The organism is Jiangella rhizosphaerae, from assembly GCF_003579925.1.
Classification (GTDB): domain Bacteria; phylum Actinomycetota; class Actinomycetes; order Jiangellales; family Jiangellaceae; genus Jiangella; species Jiangella rhizosphaerae.
In genome coordinates this window covers 1-15,604 of the sequence record NZ_QUAL01000416.1, presented here as the reverse complement: position 1 = coordinate 15,604, position 15,604 = coordinate 1, and the positions used below count along the sequence as shown (strand labels likewise).

The window sequence follows — 15,604 nt, the reverse complement described above, 5'->3', positions numbered from 1 at the left end:
CAGCCGACTCCGCAAGCTCCGTCGGCAGCAACCCCCTGCCCACTCACGGCCAGTTTCATATCAGCTGCCCGTTCTTGGCCGCGTGCGCGCGGGTCGAGTCCAAGGCCCCCAACCACAGCGAAGAGCACACAGCAGAGGCCGCGGACTTGAGGCGCGTGCAGGCGGCCAAGACAATCGGGCAGCAGGGGGACGGAGCCAACGCGGCAAACCCCGGCCGACGCTCAGCGCTGCCGAACCGGCTCCGGCGCGGCGTCCTGGCGGGTCTGTTGCGCGAGGATGCGCAGCGCGTCCGCGGAGCCGGCGTCGTTCGGGGTGTAGATCTCGAGCCGGTGGTCGGGGCTGTCGGGCTGGAGCCACACCTGGTAGCCGACGCTCACGGCGCCGACGGTGGGGTGCTGCAGGTGCATCGTCCCGACGGTGCAGTCGGCGACGTCGCCTGTCGCCCACATCTCCGCGAACTCGTCGCTGCGCATCGTGAGCTCCCCGATCAGTGCCGCCAGCCGGGCGTCCGTGGGGAAGCGGCCGGCCGTCAGGCGGAGGTAGGCGACGTGGATGCGGGCCAGCTCGTCCCAGTTGCGGTGCAGGTCGCGTGTGAGCGGGTCGAGGAAGAACATCCGCGGGATGGAGGGCCGGCCTGCAGGCGCCGGCAGCGCTTCGTAGGGCAGGTGCTCGGCCTTGAGCGCGTGCCCGGCGCGGTTCCAGGCGAGCACGTCGCCCCGCCGGCCGAGCACGATGGCCGGCGTCACGTCGCCCAGCGACTCCAGCAGCGCGAGGACGCGCGGGTGCGGCTCCTCGTCGCCGGGCTCGGACAGCCCGGGGTTCGCGGGTCGCCGAGCGAGGTTGTGCAGGTGGACGGTCTCGATCTCGTCCATCCGGAGCACCCGGGCGAGGGCGTCGAGCACCTGGTCGGAGGCGGTCTCGGCCTGGCCCTGCTCCAGGCGCGTGTAGTACCCCGCGCTGACCCCGGCGAGCTGGGCGAGCTCCTCGCGCCGCAGTCCGGGCACCCGGCGAGCCGTGCCGTAGGTGCGCAGACCCACGTCGGCCGGGGTGACCCGATCGCGACGGCTCTTCAGGAACGCTCCCAGGCTCTCCACGGCATCGAGCCTATGACGCGCGAGCCGGCGGCTGGGTGTACCTGCCGGGTGTACCCAGCGCACGGGGATGGCTGCCGGACGCGGCGTGCCCGACCGTCGAGGGCATGTCTCGACTGCACACGCGCAACGACCCGCCGGGGCTGCGGGCCTGGCTCGGCCTCGTGGTGGTCCTCGGACCGGTCCTGCTGGTCTCCATGGACGGGTCGATCCTGTTCCTGGCAATGCCGCGGATCGGCCAGGCCCTCACGCCGACCGCCGACCAGGCCCTGTGGATCCTCGACATCTACGGCTTCGCCGTCGGCTCGCTGCTGATCGCGTTCGGCAACCTCGGCGACCGGTACGGCCGGCTGCGGCTGCTCATGATCGGCGCGACGGTGTTCGGCGCCGGTTCGGCGGCGGCGGCGTTCGCACCCAGCCCGGAGCTGCTGATCGCCGCCCGTGCGCTGATGGGTGTGGCCGGCGCGACGCTGCTGCCGTCGGCTCTGGCGGTGTTGAGCGAGCTCTTCGTCGACCCGCGGCGACGGGCGCAGGCCATCGGCATCTTCGCCGCCGCGTTCGCCGCCGGGTTCGCCGTCGGTCCCGTGGTGGGCGGCATGCTGCTGGAACGGTTCTGGTGGGGGTCGGTCTTCCTGGTCAACCTCCCCGTCATCGCGGCGTTCCTCGTCTTCGCGCCGGTCCTGCTCCGCGAGGTCCGGGCGACCCGGCCCGGCCGCGTCGACGTGCTCAGTGTCGTGACGTCCGCCGCCGGCCTGCTGTTCGCGATCTACGGGTTCAAGCACGCCGCGGCCGACGGCCCGTCGGTGGCCTCGGGTCTCGCCGGGATCGCCGGTCTGGCGCTGCTGATCTGGTTCGCGCGCCGGCAGCGGCGCCTCGAGCACCCGTTGATGGACTTCTCGCTCTTCCGCGACCGCGTCTTCGCGATGGCGATCGTCACCGGGCTGCTGCCGCTGGCGGCGTGGTCGGCGACCGCGTACCTGACCGGCCTCTACCTCCAGTCGGTCCTCGACCTGCCGGTGCTGCGCGCGGCACTGCTCGCCCTCCCGGGGGCCGCGGTGCTCACCGTCACCTGCATCGTGACGCCGGCCGTGGCGGATCGCCTCGGCAAGCGCGCCGTGCTCGTCGCCTCCCACTTCTCCATCGCGGCGGGCCTGCTGTTCGTCCTCCTCACGACGGTCACGAACGGGGTCGGCTGGTACATCGCGTCCACGGCCGTCGCAGGCGTCGGCTACGGCATCTCCTTCGCCGTCGTCGCCGACACCGCCGTCGGCGCCGTCCCACCGGAACGCGCCGGCTCGGCGGGGGCGATCGCCGAGACCAGCAACGAGATCGGCAACGCCCTCGGCATCGCGCTGCTCGGCTCGCTCGCCGCACTGGTCTTCCGGCTCGACGGGCCCGGCGTCGCGCCCACGCTCGACGAGACGCTCCAGCTCCCGGACCTGGGGCCCGCGGCGATCGAGCAGGCGAAGACGGCCTTCGTCACCGGCCTGCACGCCGTCGCGGCGGCCGCCGGCCTGCTGCACGTCGCCCTGGGCCTCGTCGCCCTGCGCTGGATCCCCCGGTCGACGACGGCACCGCGAGCCGCCGCCGAGACGGCAGATGTTACAGGCTGACCGCATATCTGCTGGACACCTGTCACACGTCCGCCTAGTCTGGAGGCATGGCGGGTACCGAGGAGCGAGAGGCGGCGTTCTACGCGATCATCGACGCCGACGGGCGCATCGAGCCGCGCGACGACATGCCCGAGGCGTACCGCAGGACGCTGGTCCGGCAGATCGCCCAGCACGCGCACTCCGAGATCATCGGCATGCAGCCCGAGGGCAACTGGATCAGCCGCGCGCCGAGCCTGCGCCGCAAGGCGATCCTGCTGGCCAAGGTGCAGGACGAGGCCGGCCACGGGCTCTACCTCTACGCCGCGGCCGAGACCCTCGGCGTGAGCCGCGACCAGCTGCTCGAGCTGCTGCACGCCAGGAAGCAGAAGTACTCGTCGATCTTCAACTACCCGACGCTGACGTGGGCCGACGTCGGCGCCATCGGCTGGCTGGTCGACGGCGCCGCCATCACCAACCAGGTGCCGCTGACCCGCTGCTCCTACGGGCCGTACGCCCGCGCGATGGTCCGCATCTGCAAGGAGGAGTCCTTCCACCAGCGGCAGGGGTTCGAGGCGCTGCTGACGCTCACCCGCGGCACACCGGCGCAGAAGGCGATGGCCCAGGACGCGCTGGACCGCTGGTGGTACCCGAGCCTGGCGATGTTCGGCCCGCCCGACACCGGCGAGCAGGCCTCCGGCGGCCACACCGAGCAGTCGATGCGCTGGGGCATCAAGCGGTTCACCAACGACGAGCTGCGGCAGCGGTTCGTCGACATGACGGTGCCGCAGTCGCAGGTCCTCGGGCTGACCATCCCCGACCCGGACCTGCGCTGGAACGAGGAACGCGGCCACTACGACTTCACCCCGCCCGACTACGACGAGCTGTTCCGGGTCATCAAGGGCGACGGCCCGTGCAACGCGCAGCGCCTCGCGCACCGGGTCGCCGCACACGAGGACGGCGCCTGGGTGCGCGAGGCGGCCGCGGCCTACGCGGCGAAGAAGCAGGAGGTCGCGGCGTGACCAGCCAGTGGCCGCTCTGGGAGGTCTTCGTCCGCGCCAAGCGCGGGCTGTCGCACATCCACGTCGGCAGCCTGCACGCGCCAGACGCCGCCATGGCGGTCCGCAACGCCCGCGACGTCTACACCCGCCGCGGCGAGGGCGTCTCGATCTGGGTGGTGCCGTCCGACCAGATCACCGCCAGCAGCCCGGACGAGAAGGACGCCTTCTTCGACCCCGCGGGCGACAAGGTCTACCGGCACCCGACGTTCTACGAGGTGCCGGCGGAGGCGAAGCACCTGTGAGGGACCGGTACGCGCTGGCGCTCGGCGACGACGCCCTCATCCTGGCGCAGCGGCTGGGGGAGTGGGTCGCCCGCGCCCCGGAGCTGGAGGAGGACGTCGCCCTGGCCAACATCGCGCTGGACCTGCTCGGCCAGGCGCGCTCGCTGCTCACGTACGCCGGCGAGCTGGAGGGCGCCGGCCGCGACGAGGACGCCCTGGCGTACTGGCGCGACGACCGCGACTTCCGCAACGTCCTGCTGGTCGAGCTGCCGGGCGGCGACTTCGCGGTGACGATGGCCCGCCAGCTGGTCTTCGCCGCCTACCAGTACGAGCTGTACGACCGGCTGCGGGCCAGCACCGACGACACGCTGGCCGCGGTCGCGGGCAAGGCGGTCAAGGAGGTCCACTACCACCGCGACCACGCCACCCAGTGGGTGCTGCGGCTGGGCGACGGGACGGACGAGAGCCACCGCCGCATGGCGGCCGGGCTGGAGACCGTCTGGCCGTATGTCGACGAGCTGTTCGAGCCGTTCGACGGCGCCGACGTCGACCCCGCAGCCCTGCGCGAGCCGTGGCAGGCCTACGTCGGTGCCGTCCTCGCCGAAGCCGGGCTGGAGCCGCCTGCCACCGGGCAGCACCGCACCGGCGGCCGCCGCGGCCTGCACACCGAGCACCTCGGCTACCTGCTGGCGGAGATGCAGCACCTGCACCGGTCCCACCCGGGGGCGACATGGTGACGGCGACCCTGACCGCCGCGGACGTCCGCGCGATCGTCGCGGCCGTCCCGGACCCGGAGCTGCCGGTGGTCACCATCGAACAGCTGGGCATCCTGCGCGACGTCCGGGTCGGCGACGACGGCCGCGTCACCGTCGACATCACCCCGACGTACTCCGGCTGCCCGGCCATGGACGCCATCCGGGCCGACATCGTGGCCCGGCTCGCCGAACACGGGGTCGACGACGTCGACGTCCGGCTGGTGCTGGCGCCGGCGTGGACGACCGACTGGATCACGCCCGACGGGCGCGAGGCGCTGCGCGCAGCCGGCATCGCGCCGCCGCATCCCGTGGGGCCGGTCGGCCTGACGCTCAGTGTCCGCTGCCCCCACTGCGGCTCGCCCGACACCCGCGAGCTGTCCCGGTTCGGCTCGACGGCGTGCAAGGCGCTGTGGGTCTGCCGGGCCTGCCGGGAGCCGTTCGACCACGTGAAGGCGCTATGACGACGGCGACTCCCGCGGCCGCCGCGCCGCGCACCCGGCGGCACTCCGTCGCCCACCGGCTGCGGGTCGCCGCCGTCGACCGGCTGACCGACGACGCCGTCGCCGTCACGTTCGCCGTCCCGCCGGAGCTGGCCGCCGCCTACGACTTCGCCGCCGGCCAGCACGTCAACGTCGCCCTGCCCGGCGGCGACGGCGTGCGGCGCAGCTACTCGATCTGCTCGCCGGCCGGGTCGGGCGTCCTGCGCATCGCGGTGAAGCGGATCCCCGGCGGCGTGTTCTCGTCACACGCGCTGACGACGCTGGCGGCCGGCGACGAGGTCGACGTCATGACGCCGGCCGGCCGGTTCACCCCGTCCTTCGACCCGGACCAGGCCAGGCACTACGCGCTGGTCGCGGCCGGCAGCGGCATCACGCCGGTGCTGTCGATCGTCGCGACGGCGCTGGCCACCGAGCCGGGCAGCCGGGTCACGCTGCTGTACGGCAACCGGACGACGTCGTCGGTGATGTTCCTCGACGAGCTGGCCGACCTCAAGGACCGGTACCCCGACCGGCTGCAGCTGTTGCACGTGCTCTCGCGCGAGCCCGGGGCGACGGACCTGCTGTCGGGCCGGCTGGACGGCGAGCGGCTCGGCCGGCTGCTGGACACTCTGCTGCCGCCCGAGACCGTCGACGACTGGTACCTGTGCGGCCCGTACGAGCTGATCACGGCGGCGCGCGCGGTGCTCGCCGGCCGCGGCGTCGACCGCGCCCACGTCCACGCCGAGCTGTACCACGTCGGCGACCCGCCGCCGGCGATCCGTGAGGAAGCTCGCCTGGAGGCCGTCACCTGCGCGGTGACCGCCTCGCTCGACGGCCGCCGCAGCGAGGTCACCGTCGACGACCCCGACGAGACCGTCCTCGAGGCCGTGCTGCGCGTCCGCAACGACGCGCCGTTCGCCTGCAAGGGCGGCGTCTGCGGCACCTGCCGGGCGAAGGTGCTCGACGGCGCCGTCACCATGGAGCGCCGCTACGCCCTGGAGGACGACGAGATCGCGGCCGGCTACGTCCTCACCTGCCAGTCGCACCCCACCACGCCCACCCTCGAGGTCGACTACGACGCCTGACCCACCAGGCCGTTCTCGTAGGCGGCGATGACCAGCTGGGCGCGGTCGCGGGCGGCCAGCTTGGCCAGCAGATGGCCGATGTGCGTCTTCACCGTCTTGATCGAGATGGTCAGCGCGGCGGCGATCTCGTCGTTCGACAGCCCCGACGCCACCAGCGCCAGCACTTCGGTCTCGCGCTCGGTCAGCACGTCCAGCCGCGCGCGTGCCGCGGGGCCGGCGGCGGGCCGGCCGAGGTAATGCTCGACCAGCCGCGTGAGGATGCTCGGCGCGAACAGCGACTCGCCACCGTGCGTGCGCCGGACCGCGTCGAGCAGCTGCTCCGGCCGCGCGTCCTTCAGTAGGAACCCGCTGGCCCCGGCCCGCAGTGCGGCGTACACGTACTCGTCGAGCTCGAACATGCTGAGCACCAGCACCCGGACGGCGCCGAGCGCGGGGTCGCCGGTGATCAGCCGGGTCGCCTCGATGCCGTCGCCGCCGGGCATCCGGATGTCCATGAGCACGACGTCGGGCCGCAGCTCCCGGGCCAGCTCGGCCGCCTCGGCGCCGGTCGCGGCGGTCCCGGCGACCGCCAGGTCCGGCGCGGTGTCGAGCAGGAGCGCCAGGCTGTGCCGCAGCAGCGGCTGATCGTCGGCGATCAGCACCCGGACCGGGCCTCGTGCCGGGTCCCGAGCCGGCCGCCCCTCTCTCCCCACCTCCCGTTGATCATGGAGAAATCGGGGTTCCGGGTACGGCGGAACCCCGATTTCTCCATGATCAACGGGGCGATCGCGGGGCGTCATGGGCGGGCGCCGTCGGGGATGCGGGCGGTGACGGCGAAGCCCGGGCCGTCGGGGCCGGCGTCGAGGACGCCGCCGATCGCGGCCACCCGTTCGCGCAGTCCGTCGAGGCCGTGGCCGGCGCCGGGCCGGGGCTCCCAGCCGTCGGCCGGGCCGTCGTCGACGGCGGTGACGACCACCGTCGCGCCGTCGCGTCGCACCCGCACTCGCGCCGAGGTCGGGCCGGCGTGCCGGGCGGTGTTGCTGAGCGCCTCGCGGACGACCGCGCACGCGGTGAGCTGCACGCCCGGCGAGACGCCGTCCAGGGCGGGAAGCTCGAGCGTCGCGTCCAGGCCGGCCCCCCGGGCCGCCGCGACGATGTCCGGCAGGTCGGCCAGCGACTCCGCCGGCCGCAGCGCCGCCGCCGACTCGGGGGTACGTAGGACGGTCAGCATGCGGCGCAGCTCGGTGGTGGTCTCGCGGCTGACCGCCTCGATGTCGGCCAGCGCGCTCGCCTGCTCGGCGGCGGCGTCCGGTCCGGTCAGCCGGGTGGCGACGGCCGCCCGGACGGTGATGAGGCCGAGCCCGTGCGAGACGAGGTCGTGCAGGTCACCGGCGATGCGCAGCCGCTCGGCCTGAGCCGCCCGCTCGCCGGTCCACGCCGCCAGCCGGTCCTCGTGGGCGCGGCGCTCGCGCCGGGTCCGCAGCACCGCCCACGTCGAGACCAGCACGGCGAGCCCGACGACGACCAAGGGCAGCAGCCGTGTCGCCGGATCCTGCGTGCCGATCGTCATGAGCGCCGCGACCAGCAGGAACAGCGTGACCCAGGCCGCCGGCCAGGCGCGGGAGCTCCACGTCGGGCGGCCGGTCTCCATGCTGCGAGTCTAGGGACGGCGCCGGCACCGGGCATCGGACCACGGTCCGAGCGACCGTGGCCCGATGACAACCGGCCGGCGCTCGGGTGACATGAGCGCATGCTCGCTTTCGACGATGTGGTGAAACGCCGCGGCTCCCGCGACGTGCTCGCCGGCGTGACGTTCCGGGCCGAGCCCGGCCGGGTGACCGCGTTCCTCGGGCCGAACGGCGCCGGCAAATCCTCGACGCTGCGGATCCTGCTCGGGCTGGACCGGCCGACATCCGGCACGGCGCTGGTCGACGGCCGGCCGTACCACGAGCTGCGGCGGCCGCTGTGCGTGATCGGCTCGGTACTGGACGGCTCCGGCGCGCACCGGTCGCGCTCCGCCCGTCAGCACCTGACGTGGCTGGCCCGCAGCAACGGCATCCCGCGCCGCCGGGTCGGCGAGGTGCTGGAGCAGGTCGGCCTGGCCGGCGCGGCGCGGGTCCGCGCCGGGCGGCTCTCGCTCGGCATGGGGCAGCGGCTCGGACTGGCCGCCGCGCTGCTCGGCGATCCGGCCGCGCTGGTGCTGGACGAGCCGGTCAACGGGCTGGACCCGGAGGGCATCCGGTGGATCCGCGGGCTGCTGCGCTCGCACGCCGACGCCGGCGGGACGGTGCTGCTGTCCAGCCATCTCATGGCCGAGGTCGCCGAGCTCGCCGACGACCTCGTCGTGATCGCCGCCGGACGGGTGGTCGCCGCCGGTCCGCTGGACCGCGTCACCGCCGGGCACCGGACGCTGGAGGACGCGTTCTTCGCCCTGACCAGCGGCGCGGCGGGCGGTGCCGCGTGAGCGCCGTCGACGCCGTCGCCGCCGAGCTGCGCAAGGCGCTCACCCTGCCCGCCACGCTCGCCGCCCTGGCGGTCGCCGTCCTGGGGCCGGTCGCGCTGGCCGCGCTCAACGCCTCGCAGGGCGTCACCGACTCGGCGGCGGAGGCGGCGCTGGCCGCGGAGCCGCTGGTCATGGTCGGCGCGATCGTGCTCGGCGTCGTCGCCGTCAGCAGCGAGTACAGCGGCGGCCGGCAGATCGCCAGCACGTTCGCCGCGATGCCGAGGCGCCTGACCGTGCTGGCCGCGAAGGCGGCGGCCGTCGCCGTCCTGGTCGCGTCGGCGGCGGCCGTCGCGCTCCCAGCCGCGCTGCTGGCCGCCCGCCTCGTCGCCGGTCCCGGAGCGGGAGCGGAGGACCTCGTGGGCCGGGGCGTCGGCGCCGGCGTCTACGCCGTCCTCACCGGGCTGATCGCGCTGGCGATCACCGTGCTGACCCGCAGCGGCGTCGTCCCGATCATCGTGCTGGTGGCCAACGGCTCGGTGGTGTCGGTCTCCTTCCTGCTCTACCAGGTGACGCCGCTGGCCCGGTACCTGCCGGACCTCGCGGGCATGCGGCTGGTGGCCGGCGAGGACCGCGTCGCGATCGACGACGCGCTCGCACCGCTGCCCGGCGGGCTGGTGATGGCCGCGTGGACGGCCGCCCTGCTCGCCGTCGCCGGCGCCGTGCTGGTCCGCCGCGACGCCTGAGCGGACCCGATAGGGTCGCGTCTCGTGGTGCTGAAAGCCGATGCGATCCTGCTCGACCTCGACGGGACGCTGGTCGACTCGACCGACTCCATCGCCCGGTGCTGGCTGCGCTGGTGCCGCGAGTACGACGTCGACCCCGCGACGCTGGCGGGTGCGCACGGCCGCACCACGGCCGACATCGTCGCCGAGCTGCTTCCGGGCCCGCGGGTCAGCGCCGCGCTGGCCCGCATCGACGAGCTCGAGATCGAGGACGCCGGCACCGTCCGGCCGATGCCCGGCGCGGCCGAGCTGCTGGCGTCGATCCCGGCCGAGCGCCGCGCCGTCGTCACGTCCGGCAACGCCGTCCTGGCCGCGGCCCGCATGCACGCCGCCGGGCTGCCCGCGCCCGCCGTCGTCGTCACCGCCGACGACGTCCTGCGCGGCAAGCCGCACCCCGAGCCGTACCTGCTCGGCGCCCAGCGGCTCGGCGTCGAGCCCGCGCGGTGCGTCGTCCTCGAGGACGCGCCCAGCGGCATCGCGGCGGCCCGGGCGGCCGGCATGGCCGTCGTCGGCATCGTGTCCACCCACGAGGCGCGGCAGCTGGAGGCCGACCTGATCGCCGACACGCCGGCGCAGGTGCGCGTCGACGGAACCGGCCCGCTCCTCGTCGACGTCGTAGCCCCGTGACCAGCGCGCTCACCCAGCACCAGCCGTGGAGCCGGCAGCAGCGCCGGCGCGTCTTCTGGCCGGTCCTCGGCCTCGTCGCGGCGGCCTGCTGCGCCGTCGTGGTCATCGGGCTGGCGGTCGGCGACCTCGCGCCGTCCACCGTCGCCACGGCGACGCTGTTCGCGCTGCTGCCGGTCGTGGTGGTCGTCGGCACGTTCCTGTGGCTGGACCGCTGGGAGCCCGAGCCGGGACGCACCATGCTGGCGGCGTTCCTCTGGGGCGCCGGCGTCGCGACACTGGGCGCGCTGGTGGTGAACTCCGTCGTCGCGGTGACCTACGGCGAGTACACGTCGTCGGTGGTGTCCGCGCCGTTCGCCGAGGAGGCGCTGAAGGGCGCGTTCCTCGTCGGCCTGCTGTGGCGGCAGCGCGACGAGATCGACGGGCTGGTCGACGGCATCGTCTACTCCGGGCTGGTGGCCGCCGGGTTCGCGTTCGTCGAGAACATCCTCTACCTGGGCCGTGCCTTCGACACCGCGTCCATCGACGGCTACAGCGTCTTCGTCGTGCGCGGCGTCTTCTCGCCGTTCGCGCACCCGCTGTTCACGGTGTTCATCGGCATCGCCGTCGGCATCGCGGCACGGCGGAGGACGGCGGCGGCCCGGGTCGTGCTGCCGTTCGTGGGCTACCTGCTGGCGGCCGGCCTGCACGCGCTGTGGAACGCGTCGGCGCTGTGGGACGACGGGCAGGGGTTCGTCGCCGTCTACGTCGTCGTCATGGTGCCGCTGTTCGCCGGCATGCTGAGCATCGCGCTGTGGCAGCGCCGCCGCGAGCAGCGGGTCGTCGCCGCCCGGCTGGGCGAGTTCGTGCAGGCCGGCTGGATCCCGTGGTACGAGCTGGACCTGCTGTCGACCATGCGCAGCCGGCGCCGCTGGGCCACGGCCATGAAGGCGCAGTACGGCCGCGACGCCGCCCGCGCCGTGCGGGCCTACCAGGTGGCCGTCACCGAGCTGGCGTTCCTCGTCACGCGGCTGCGCCACAGCCGCACGGACCCGCGGACCGATCCGCGGGTCGCGGAGCTGCTCGCCGCGGTGGGCGGGACCCGCGCCCGGGCCGTCGCCCTGACCAGCGCCGGACGGTGAGGCGAGTCGGCCCGGGGCCGCGGATCACGGTAGCCTTCATCCATGCCTGACGAGCTCTTCACCCTCGCCGCCGCCACGTCCGGCGCGCCGGCGGCAGCACCCTTCGGCCGCGTGTCGGTCGCCATGGTCACCCCGTTCCTCGACGACGGCGGGCTCGACCTCGAGGGCACCGCGGCGCTGGCGGAGAAGCTCGTCGACGACGGCTGCGACGGCCTCGTGATCGGCGGCACCACCGGTGAGAGCCCCACCACGTCCGACGCCGAGAAGGACCTCGTGCTGCGGGCCGTGCTCGAGGCCGTCGGCTCGCGCGCCCGCGTCGTCGCCGGCGTCGGCACCAACGACACCCGCCACACCAGCGAGCTGGCCCAGGCCGCGCAGAAGGCCGGCGCCCACGGCCTGCTGGTCGTCACGCCCTACTACAGCAAGCCGCCGCAGGAAGCGCTCTACCAGCACTTCACCGCGGTCGCGTCGGCCACCGACCTGCCGGTCATGCTCTACGACATCCCGGCCCGCACGGGCGTCCCCATCGCCACCGAGACGCTCATCCGGCTCAGCGAGCACGAGCGCATCGTCGCCGTCAAGGACGCCAAGGGCGACGTGTTCGCCTCGTCGGAGGTCATGGCGCGCACCGGGCTGGCCTACTACAGCGGCGACGACGCCCTCAACCTCGCCCTGCTCACGCACGGCGCCGTCGGCATGGTGAGCGTGGTCGGCCACGTGGCCGCCGCCGAGTACGCGCAGCTGGTTCGCGCGCTCGACGCCGGCGACCTGCGGCGCGCGCTGCAGCTGCACCGGCGGCTCATCCCGGCCGTGCGCGGCATCATGACCCGAACCCAAGGAGCCATCATGGCCAAGGCCGCCGTCCAGCTGCGCGGCGTCATCCGGAACCGCACGGTCCGCTCGCCCCTCATCCCCGCCACCGACGAGCAGGTCGCGCTGCTGCGCGCCGACCTCGCCGAGGCGGGGCTCGCATGAGCCATCCGCACCCGGAACTGCCCTCGCCCCCTCCGCTCGCCCGCGACGCGCTGCGCGTCGTCCCCCTCGGCGGGCTGGGCGAGGTCGGCCGCAACATGACGGTGTTCGAGTACGGCGGCCGGCTGCTCGTCGTCGACTGCGGCGTGCTGTTCCCCGAGGACAACCAGCCCGGCGTCGACCTCATCCTGCCCGACTTCGAGTACATCCGTGACCGCCTCGACGACGTCGAGGCGATCCTGCTCACCCACGGGCACGAGGACCACATCGGCGCCGTGCCGTTCCTGCTGCGCGAGAAGCAGGACATCCCCATCGTCGGCTCCCGGCTGACCCTCGCGCTGGTCGAGGCCAAGCTCAGGGAGCACCGCATCGACGCCTACCAGCTGCAGGTCCGCGAGGGGCAGACGGAGCGGTTCGGCCCGTTCGAGGTCGAGTTCCTGGCCGTCAACCACTCCATCCCCGACGCACTGGCACTGTCCATCCGCACCCCCGCCGGGGTCGTGCTGCACACCGGCGACTTCAAGATGGACCAGCTGCCGCTGGACGGCCGGCTCACCGACCTCAACGGCTTCGCCCGGCTCGGCGACTCCGGCGTCGACCTGTTCATGGTCGACTCCACCAACGCCGAGGTGCCCGGGTTCACGCCGCACGAGCGCGACATCGCCGACGTCCTCGACGGCGTCTTCGCCCGCGCGCCGCGGCGCATCGTCGTCGCGTCGTTCGCCAGCCACGTCCACCGCGTGCAGCAGGTCCTCGACGTCGCCGTCGCGCACGGCCGCAAGGTCGCCTTCGTCGGCCGGTCGATGGTCCGCAACATGGGCATCGCCCGCGACCTCGGCTACCTCACGGTGCCCGGCGGCACGCTGGTCGACCTCAAGTCGATCGACGACCTGCCGCCCGACAAGGTCGTGCTGATGTCGACGGGCTCGCAGGGCGAGCCGATGGCGGCGCTGTCGCGCATCGCCAACCGCGACCACCCGGCCATCCACATCGAGCCCGGCGACGTCGTCGTGCTGGCGTCGTCGCTGATCCCCGGCAACGAGAACGCCGTGTCCCGCGTCATCAACGGCCTCACCCGCGAGGGCGCCACCGTCGTGCACAAGGGCAACGCCAAGGTGCACACGTCCGGCCACGCCGCCGCCGGCGAGCTGCTGTTCGCGTACAACCTGGTCAAGCCGCGCAACGTCATGCCGATCCACGGCGAGACCCGGCACCTGTTCGCCAACGCCGACATCGCGGTCGCGGCCGGCGTGCCGCGCGAGCGGGTGGCGCTGGCCGAGGACGGCGTCGTCGTCGACCTCGTCGACGGCGTCGCGAAGGTGGTCGGCGCGGTGCCGTGCGGCTACGTCTACGTCGACGGCTCCAACGTCGGGGGAGTGGCCGAGGCGTCGCTGAAGGACCGCCGCATCCTCGGCGAAGAGGGCTTCATCTCCGTCGTCGTGGTGGTCGACTCCGTCACCGGCAAGGTCACCGGCGGGCCCGAGATCCACGCCCGCGGCTTCGCCGAGGACGACAGCGTCTTCGACGACATCCGGCCCGAGCTGATCACCGCGCTGGAGAAGGCGGCCGAGGGCGGCAACGCCGACACCTACCAGTTGCAGCAGACGGTGCGCCGCACCATCGGCCGCTGGGTCGGCGGCCGGCTGCGGCGCCGGCCGATGATCATCCCGGTGGTCGTCGAGTCGTAGCCGCCGCCTCGCCCAGCGCGGCGAGGATGCGGCGCCAGCCGTTGCCCATGATCGTGCGGGACAGCTGGGCGGCAGGGGAGTCGGGGTCGAAGCCGCGGTGGGTGAACAGCAGCCGGGTCCCGCGGCCCTCCGGGCGCAGCGCGAAGCTGACCACCCAGCCGCTGGGCTCCGCCGCCGCGGCGTCGTCCCAGCTGAAGCTGAGCAGCTCCGGCTCGACCAGCTCGAGTACCTCGCAGGCGACGGTGCCGGAGAAGCCGACCGCCTCGATCGGCTTCGCCGTCATCGTGAACCGGGCACCGACCCGCGGCTCGAACCCGTCCGGCGGCATCAGCCAGCGGGCCAGCAGCTCCGGCGTCGTCAGCGCCCGCCAGACCAGCTCCGGCGGGTGCGGATAGAACTGGTCCAGCGCGATCTCCGTGCGCATCATGCGCTGCCACCGCCACCGTCGCCGGCGAGGTCGTCGAGCACGTCGCCGAGGTCGGTGAGCCGGGCCCGCCAGTACCGCTCGTACGGCGACAACCAGTCGCGGACGCCGACCAGCGGCTCGGCGTGGACCGCGTAGTAGCGGTGCCGGCCGCGCTGCTCCTCGCGCACCAGGTCGGTGTCGCGGAGCACGCGCAGGTGCTCGGAGACGCTCGGCCGCGCCATGTCGAACCGGTCGGCGATGTCCTGGACCGTCTGCTCGCCGCCGAGCAGCAGATCGAGGATGTCGCGCCGGGTCGGGTTGGCCAGCGCGCCGAACAACCGGTCCGTCGGCGAGCTCTTGCCCCGTTGCGGCATCGACGCGCCCGCCGTCAGGCCGTCGCGGACAGCACGTAGCCGTTGCCGTCCGGGTCGGCGAACGTGGCCTGGCGGCCCCACGGCAGCTCGTTCGGCCCATCGACGGTGACGCCCGCGGCCCGCAGCCGCTCGACGTCGGCGTCGAGGTCGGACGAGGCCAGGATCGTGCCGGCCGACGACCCCGCCGTCGCCCCCGGGAACGGCCGGTGCAGCACGATGGCCGTCGCCGCGCCGGGCGGCGCGACCTCCAGCCAGCGGTTGTCGCCTATGGTGAGGTCGGTGCGCACCTCGAAGCCGAGCACGTCGGCGTAGAACGCCCGGGCCCGCTCCTGGTCGTCGACGAACACGGTCAGCGTCTGGATCTGCGTCAGGCTCATGGCGAGCATGATACGTAGGAATTTTCCTACCCGTCAACCCGAGTGTCGGTGCCTCCCGGAAATGGTCGGTCTGGAATGCGGCGTCGGCCCCGTCCCCCTGCTGCCCATTCTCTTAAGCCGCGCACGCACGCCTCAAGTCCGCGGCCTCTGCTGGGTGCTGTTGGCTGTGGTTGGGGGCCTTGGACTTGACCCGCGCGTACGCGGCCGAAGAACGGGCAGCTATCAGGGGGACGGGGGGGAGTGTGGCGACGGGCCGGGGCGTTTGGCCGGTTTCGGTGTGAGTTTGCTGTCGTGGATCGTCCACATGGTGAGATTCCACCGTAGTTGTGTGGCCCGCACCAGGATTACCCGAGCCTCAAGACGCCTGCAATCGTGTTGAGGCTCGGGCAATCCTCGTGATGTCCGCGATCGTTCATGATCATCGCAACGGCGGACCTCAACTACGGCCGCCGGGGCGAGTCGTGCCCAGACTCGCCCCGTCCCCCTGATAGCCAGTCATGCCGGGCTGGCGCCCGCCGGGATGAAACTGGGGGTGTGGCTGACCGCTTCGACGTCGG

18 protein-coding genes are annotated in these 15,604 nt (G+C 73.7%); 12 read left to right on the top strand and 6 right to left on the bottom strand.

Annotated elements, in window-relative coordinates:
- Positions 1 to 221: 221 nt before the first annotated feature.
- Complete coding sequence (locus DY240_RS28205) at positions 222 to 1,094, bottom strand: helix-turn-helix transcriptional regulator (protein WP_119662979.1); 873 nt, start codon at positions 1,092 to 1,094, stop codon at positions 222 to 224.
- Between the two features lie 104 nt (positions 1,095 to 1,198).
- Here DY240_RS28205 and DY240_RS28200 point away from each other — a divergent pair, with 104 nt between their 5' ends.
- Genes DY240_RS28200 through paaE form a run of 6 tightly spaced genes read left to right on the top strand, consistent with a single transcriptional unit; the run spans position 1,199 to position 6,281 of the window.
- Positions 1,199 to 2,704 carry an MFS transporter gene (locus DY240_RS28200; protein ID WP_119662981.1) on the top strand — a complete coding sequence of 502 codons (1,506 nt, stop codon included), beginning with the start codon at positions 1,199 to 1,201 and terminating at the stop codon, positions 2,702 to 2,704.
- Positions 2,705 to 2,751: 47 nt separating this feature from the next.
- On the top strand, positions 2,752 to 3,702 hold the full coding sequence (gene paaA, locus DY240_RS33590) for a 1,2-phenylacetyl-CoA epoxidase subunit PaaA (RefSeq protein ID WP_119662978.1): 951 nt from the start codon (positions 2,752 to 2,754) through the stop codon (positions 3,700 to 3,702).
- On the top strand, positions 3,699 to 3,983 hold the full coding sequence (gene paaB / locus DY240_RS33585) for a 1,2-phenylacetyl-CoA epoxidase subunit PaaB (protein WP_119662977.1): 285 nt from the start codon (positions 3,699 to 3,701) through the stop codon (positions 3,981 to 3,983). The genes paaA and paaB overlap by 4 nt, the downstream gene beginning before the upstream one ends.
- Positions 3,980 to 4,699 (top strand): 1,2-phenylacetyl-CoA epoxidase subunit PaaC, encoded by a 720-nt coding sequence (paaC, locus tag DY240_RS28185; protein WP_119662976.1) that lies wholly within the window; start codon positions 3,980 to 3,982, stop codon positions 4,697 to 4,699. Before paaB ends, paaC begins: the two co-directional genes overlap by 4 nt.
- Complete coding sequence (gene paaD, locus DY240_RS28180; RefSeq protein WP_119662975.1) at positions 4,693 to 5,178, top strand: 1,2-phenylacetyl-CoA epoxidase subunit PaaD; 486 nt, start codon at positions 4,693 to 4,695, stop codon at positions 5,176 to 5,178. Before paaC ends, paaD begins: the two co-directional genes overlap by 7 nt.
- On the top strand, positions 5,175 to 6,281 hold the full coding sequence (gene paaE, locus DY240_RS28175; RefSeq protein WP_119662974.1) for a 1,2-phenylacetyl-CoA epoxidase subunit PaaE: 1,107 nt from the start codon (positions 5,175 to 5,177) through the stop codon (positions 6,279 to 6,281). The genes paaD and paaE overlap by 4 nt, the downstream gene beginning before the upstream one ends.
- Here paaE and DY240_RS28170 read toward each other — a convergent pair.
- Both DY240_RS28170 and DY240_RS28165 read right to left on the bottom strand, forming a co-directional pair.
- Positions 6,269 to 6,922, bottom strand: a complete 654-nt coding sequence (locus DY240_RS28170) for a response regulator (protein ID WP_233552910.1) — start codon at positions 6,920 to 6,922, stop codon at positions 6,269 to 6,271. The genes paaE and DY240_RS28170 overlap by 13 nt on opposite strands.
- A 134-nt stretch (positions 6,923 to 7,056) precedes the next feature.
- Positions 7,057 to 7,911 (bottom strand): sensor histidine kinase, encoded by an 855-nt coding sequence (locus tag DY240_RS28165; RefSeq protein ID WP_119662972.1) that lies wholly within the window; start codon positions 7,909 to 7,911, stop codon positions 7,057 to 7,059.
- 99 nt (positions 7,912 to 8,010) lie between these two features.
- Here DY240_RS28165 and DY240_RS28160 point away from each other — a divergent pair, with 99 nt between their 5' ends.
- Genes DY240_RS28160 through DY240_RS28135 form a run of 6 tightly spaced genes read left to right on the top strand, consistent with a single transcriptional unit; the run spans position 8,011 to position 13,890 of the window.
- Positions 8,011 to 8,724, top strand: coding sequence for an ABC transporter ATP-binding protein (locus DY240_RS28160; RefSeq protein WP_119662971.1), 714 nt, complete (start codon positions 8,011 to 8,013; stop codon positions 8,722 to 8,724).
- Positions 8,721 to 9,446: an ABC transporter permease gene (locus DY240_RS28155; protein WP_119662970.1), complete on the top strand. Its 726-nt coding sequence runs from the start codon at positions 8,721 to 8,723 to the stop codon at positions 9,444 to 9,446. The genes DY240_RS28160 and DY240_RS28155 overlap by 4 nt, the downstream gene beginning before the upstream one ends.
- Before the next feature lie 24 nt (positions 9,447 to 9,470).
- Entirely contained in the window at positions 9,471 to 10,112 is a 642-nt protein-coding gene (locus DY240_RS28150) for an HAD-IA family hydrolase (protein ID WP_267901703.1), read from the top strand.
- Positions 10,109 to 11,230: a PrsW family intramembrane metalloprotease gene (locus tag DY240_RS28145; protein WP_119662968.1), complete on the top strand. Its 1,122-nt coding sequence runs from the start codon at positions 10,109 to 10,111 to the stop codon at positions 11,228 to 11,230. The genes DY240_RS28150 and DY240_RS28145 overlap by 4 nt, the downstream gene beginning before the upstream one ends.
- Before the next feature lie 42 nt (positions 11,231 to 11,272).
- Positions 11,273 to 12,205 (top strand): 4-hydroxy-tetrahydrodipicolinate synthase, encoded by a 933-nt coding sequence (gene dapA / locus DY240_RS28140; RefSeq protein ID WP_119662967.1) that lies wholly within the window; start codon positions 11,273 to 11,275, stop codon positions 12,203 to 12,205.
- Positions 12,202 to 13,890 (top strand): ribonuclease J, encoded by a 1,689-nt coding sequence (locus DY240_RS28135; protein ID WP_119662966.1) that lies wholly within the window; start codon positions 12,202 to 12,204, stop codon positions 13,888 to 13,890. The genes dapA and DY240_RS28135 overlap by 4 nt, the downstream gene beginning before the upstream one ends.
- Here DY240_RS28135 and DY240_RS28130 read toward each other — a convergent pair.
- The 3 genes from DY240_RS28130 to DY240_RS28120 are packed head-to-tail and all read right to left on the bottom strand — an operon-like array spanning position 13,865 to position 15,047.
- Entirely contained in the window at positions 13,865 to 14,317 is a 453-nt protein-coding gene (locus tag DY240_RS28130) for an SRPBCC family protein (RefSeq protein WP_119662965.1), read from the bottom strand. The two genes, DY240_RS28135 and DY240_RS28130, sit on opposite strands and share 26 nt — an antisense overlap.
- Complete coding sequence (locus tag DY240_RS28125) at positions 14,314 to 14,670, bottom strand: ArsR/SmtB family transcription factor (protein ID WP_119662964.1); 357 nt, start codon at positions 14,668 to 14,670, stop codon at positions 14,314 to 14,316. Before DY240_RS28125 ends, DY240_RS28130 begins: the two co-directional genes overlap by 4 nt.
- 14 nt (positions 14,671 to 14,684) lie before the next feature.
- The gene (locus DY240_RS28120; protein WP_119662980.1) at positions 14,685 to 15,047 is read right to left on the bottom strand and encodes a VOC family protein; all 363 of its coding nucleotides are present in this window, start codon (positions 15,045 to 15,047) and stop codon (positions 14,685 to 14,687) included.
- Between the last annotated feature and the right edge of the window lie 557 nt (positions 15,048 to 15,604).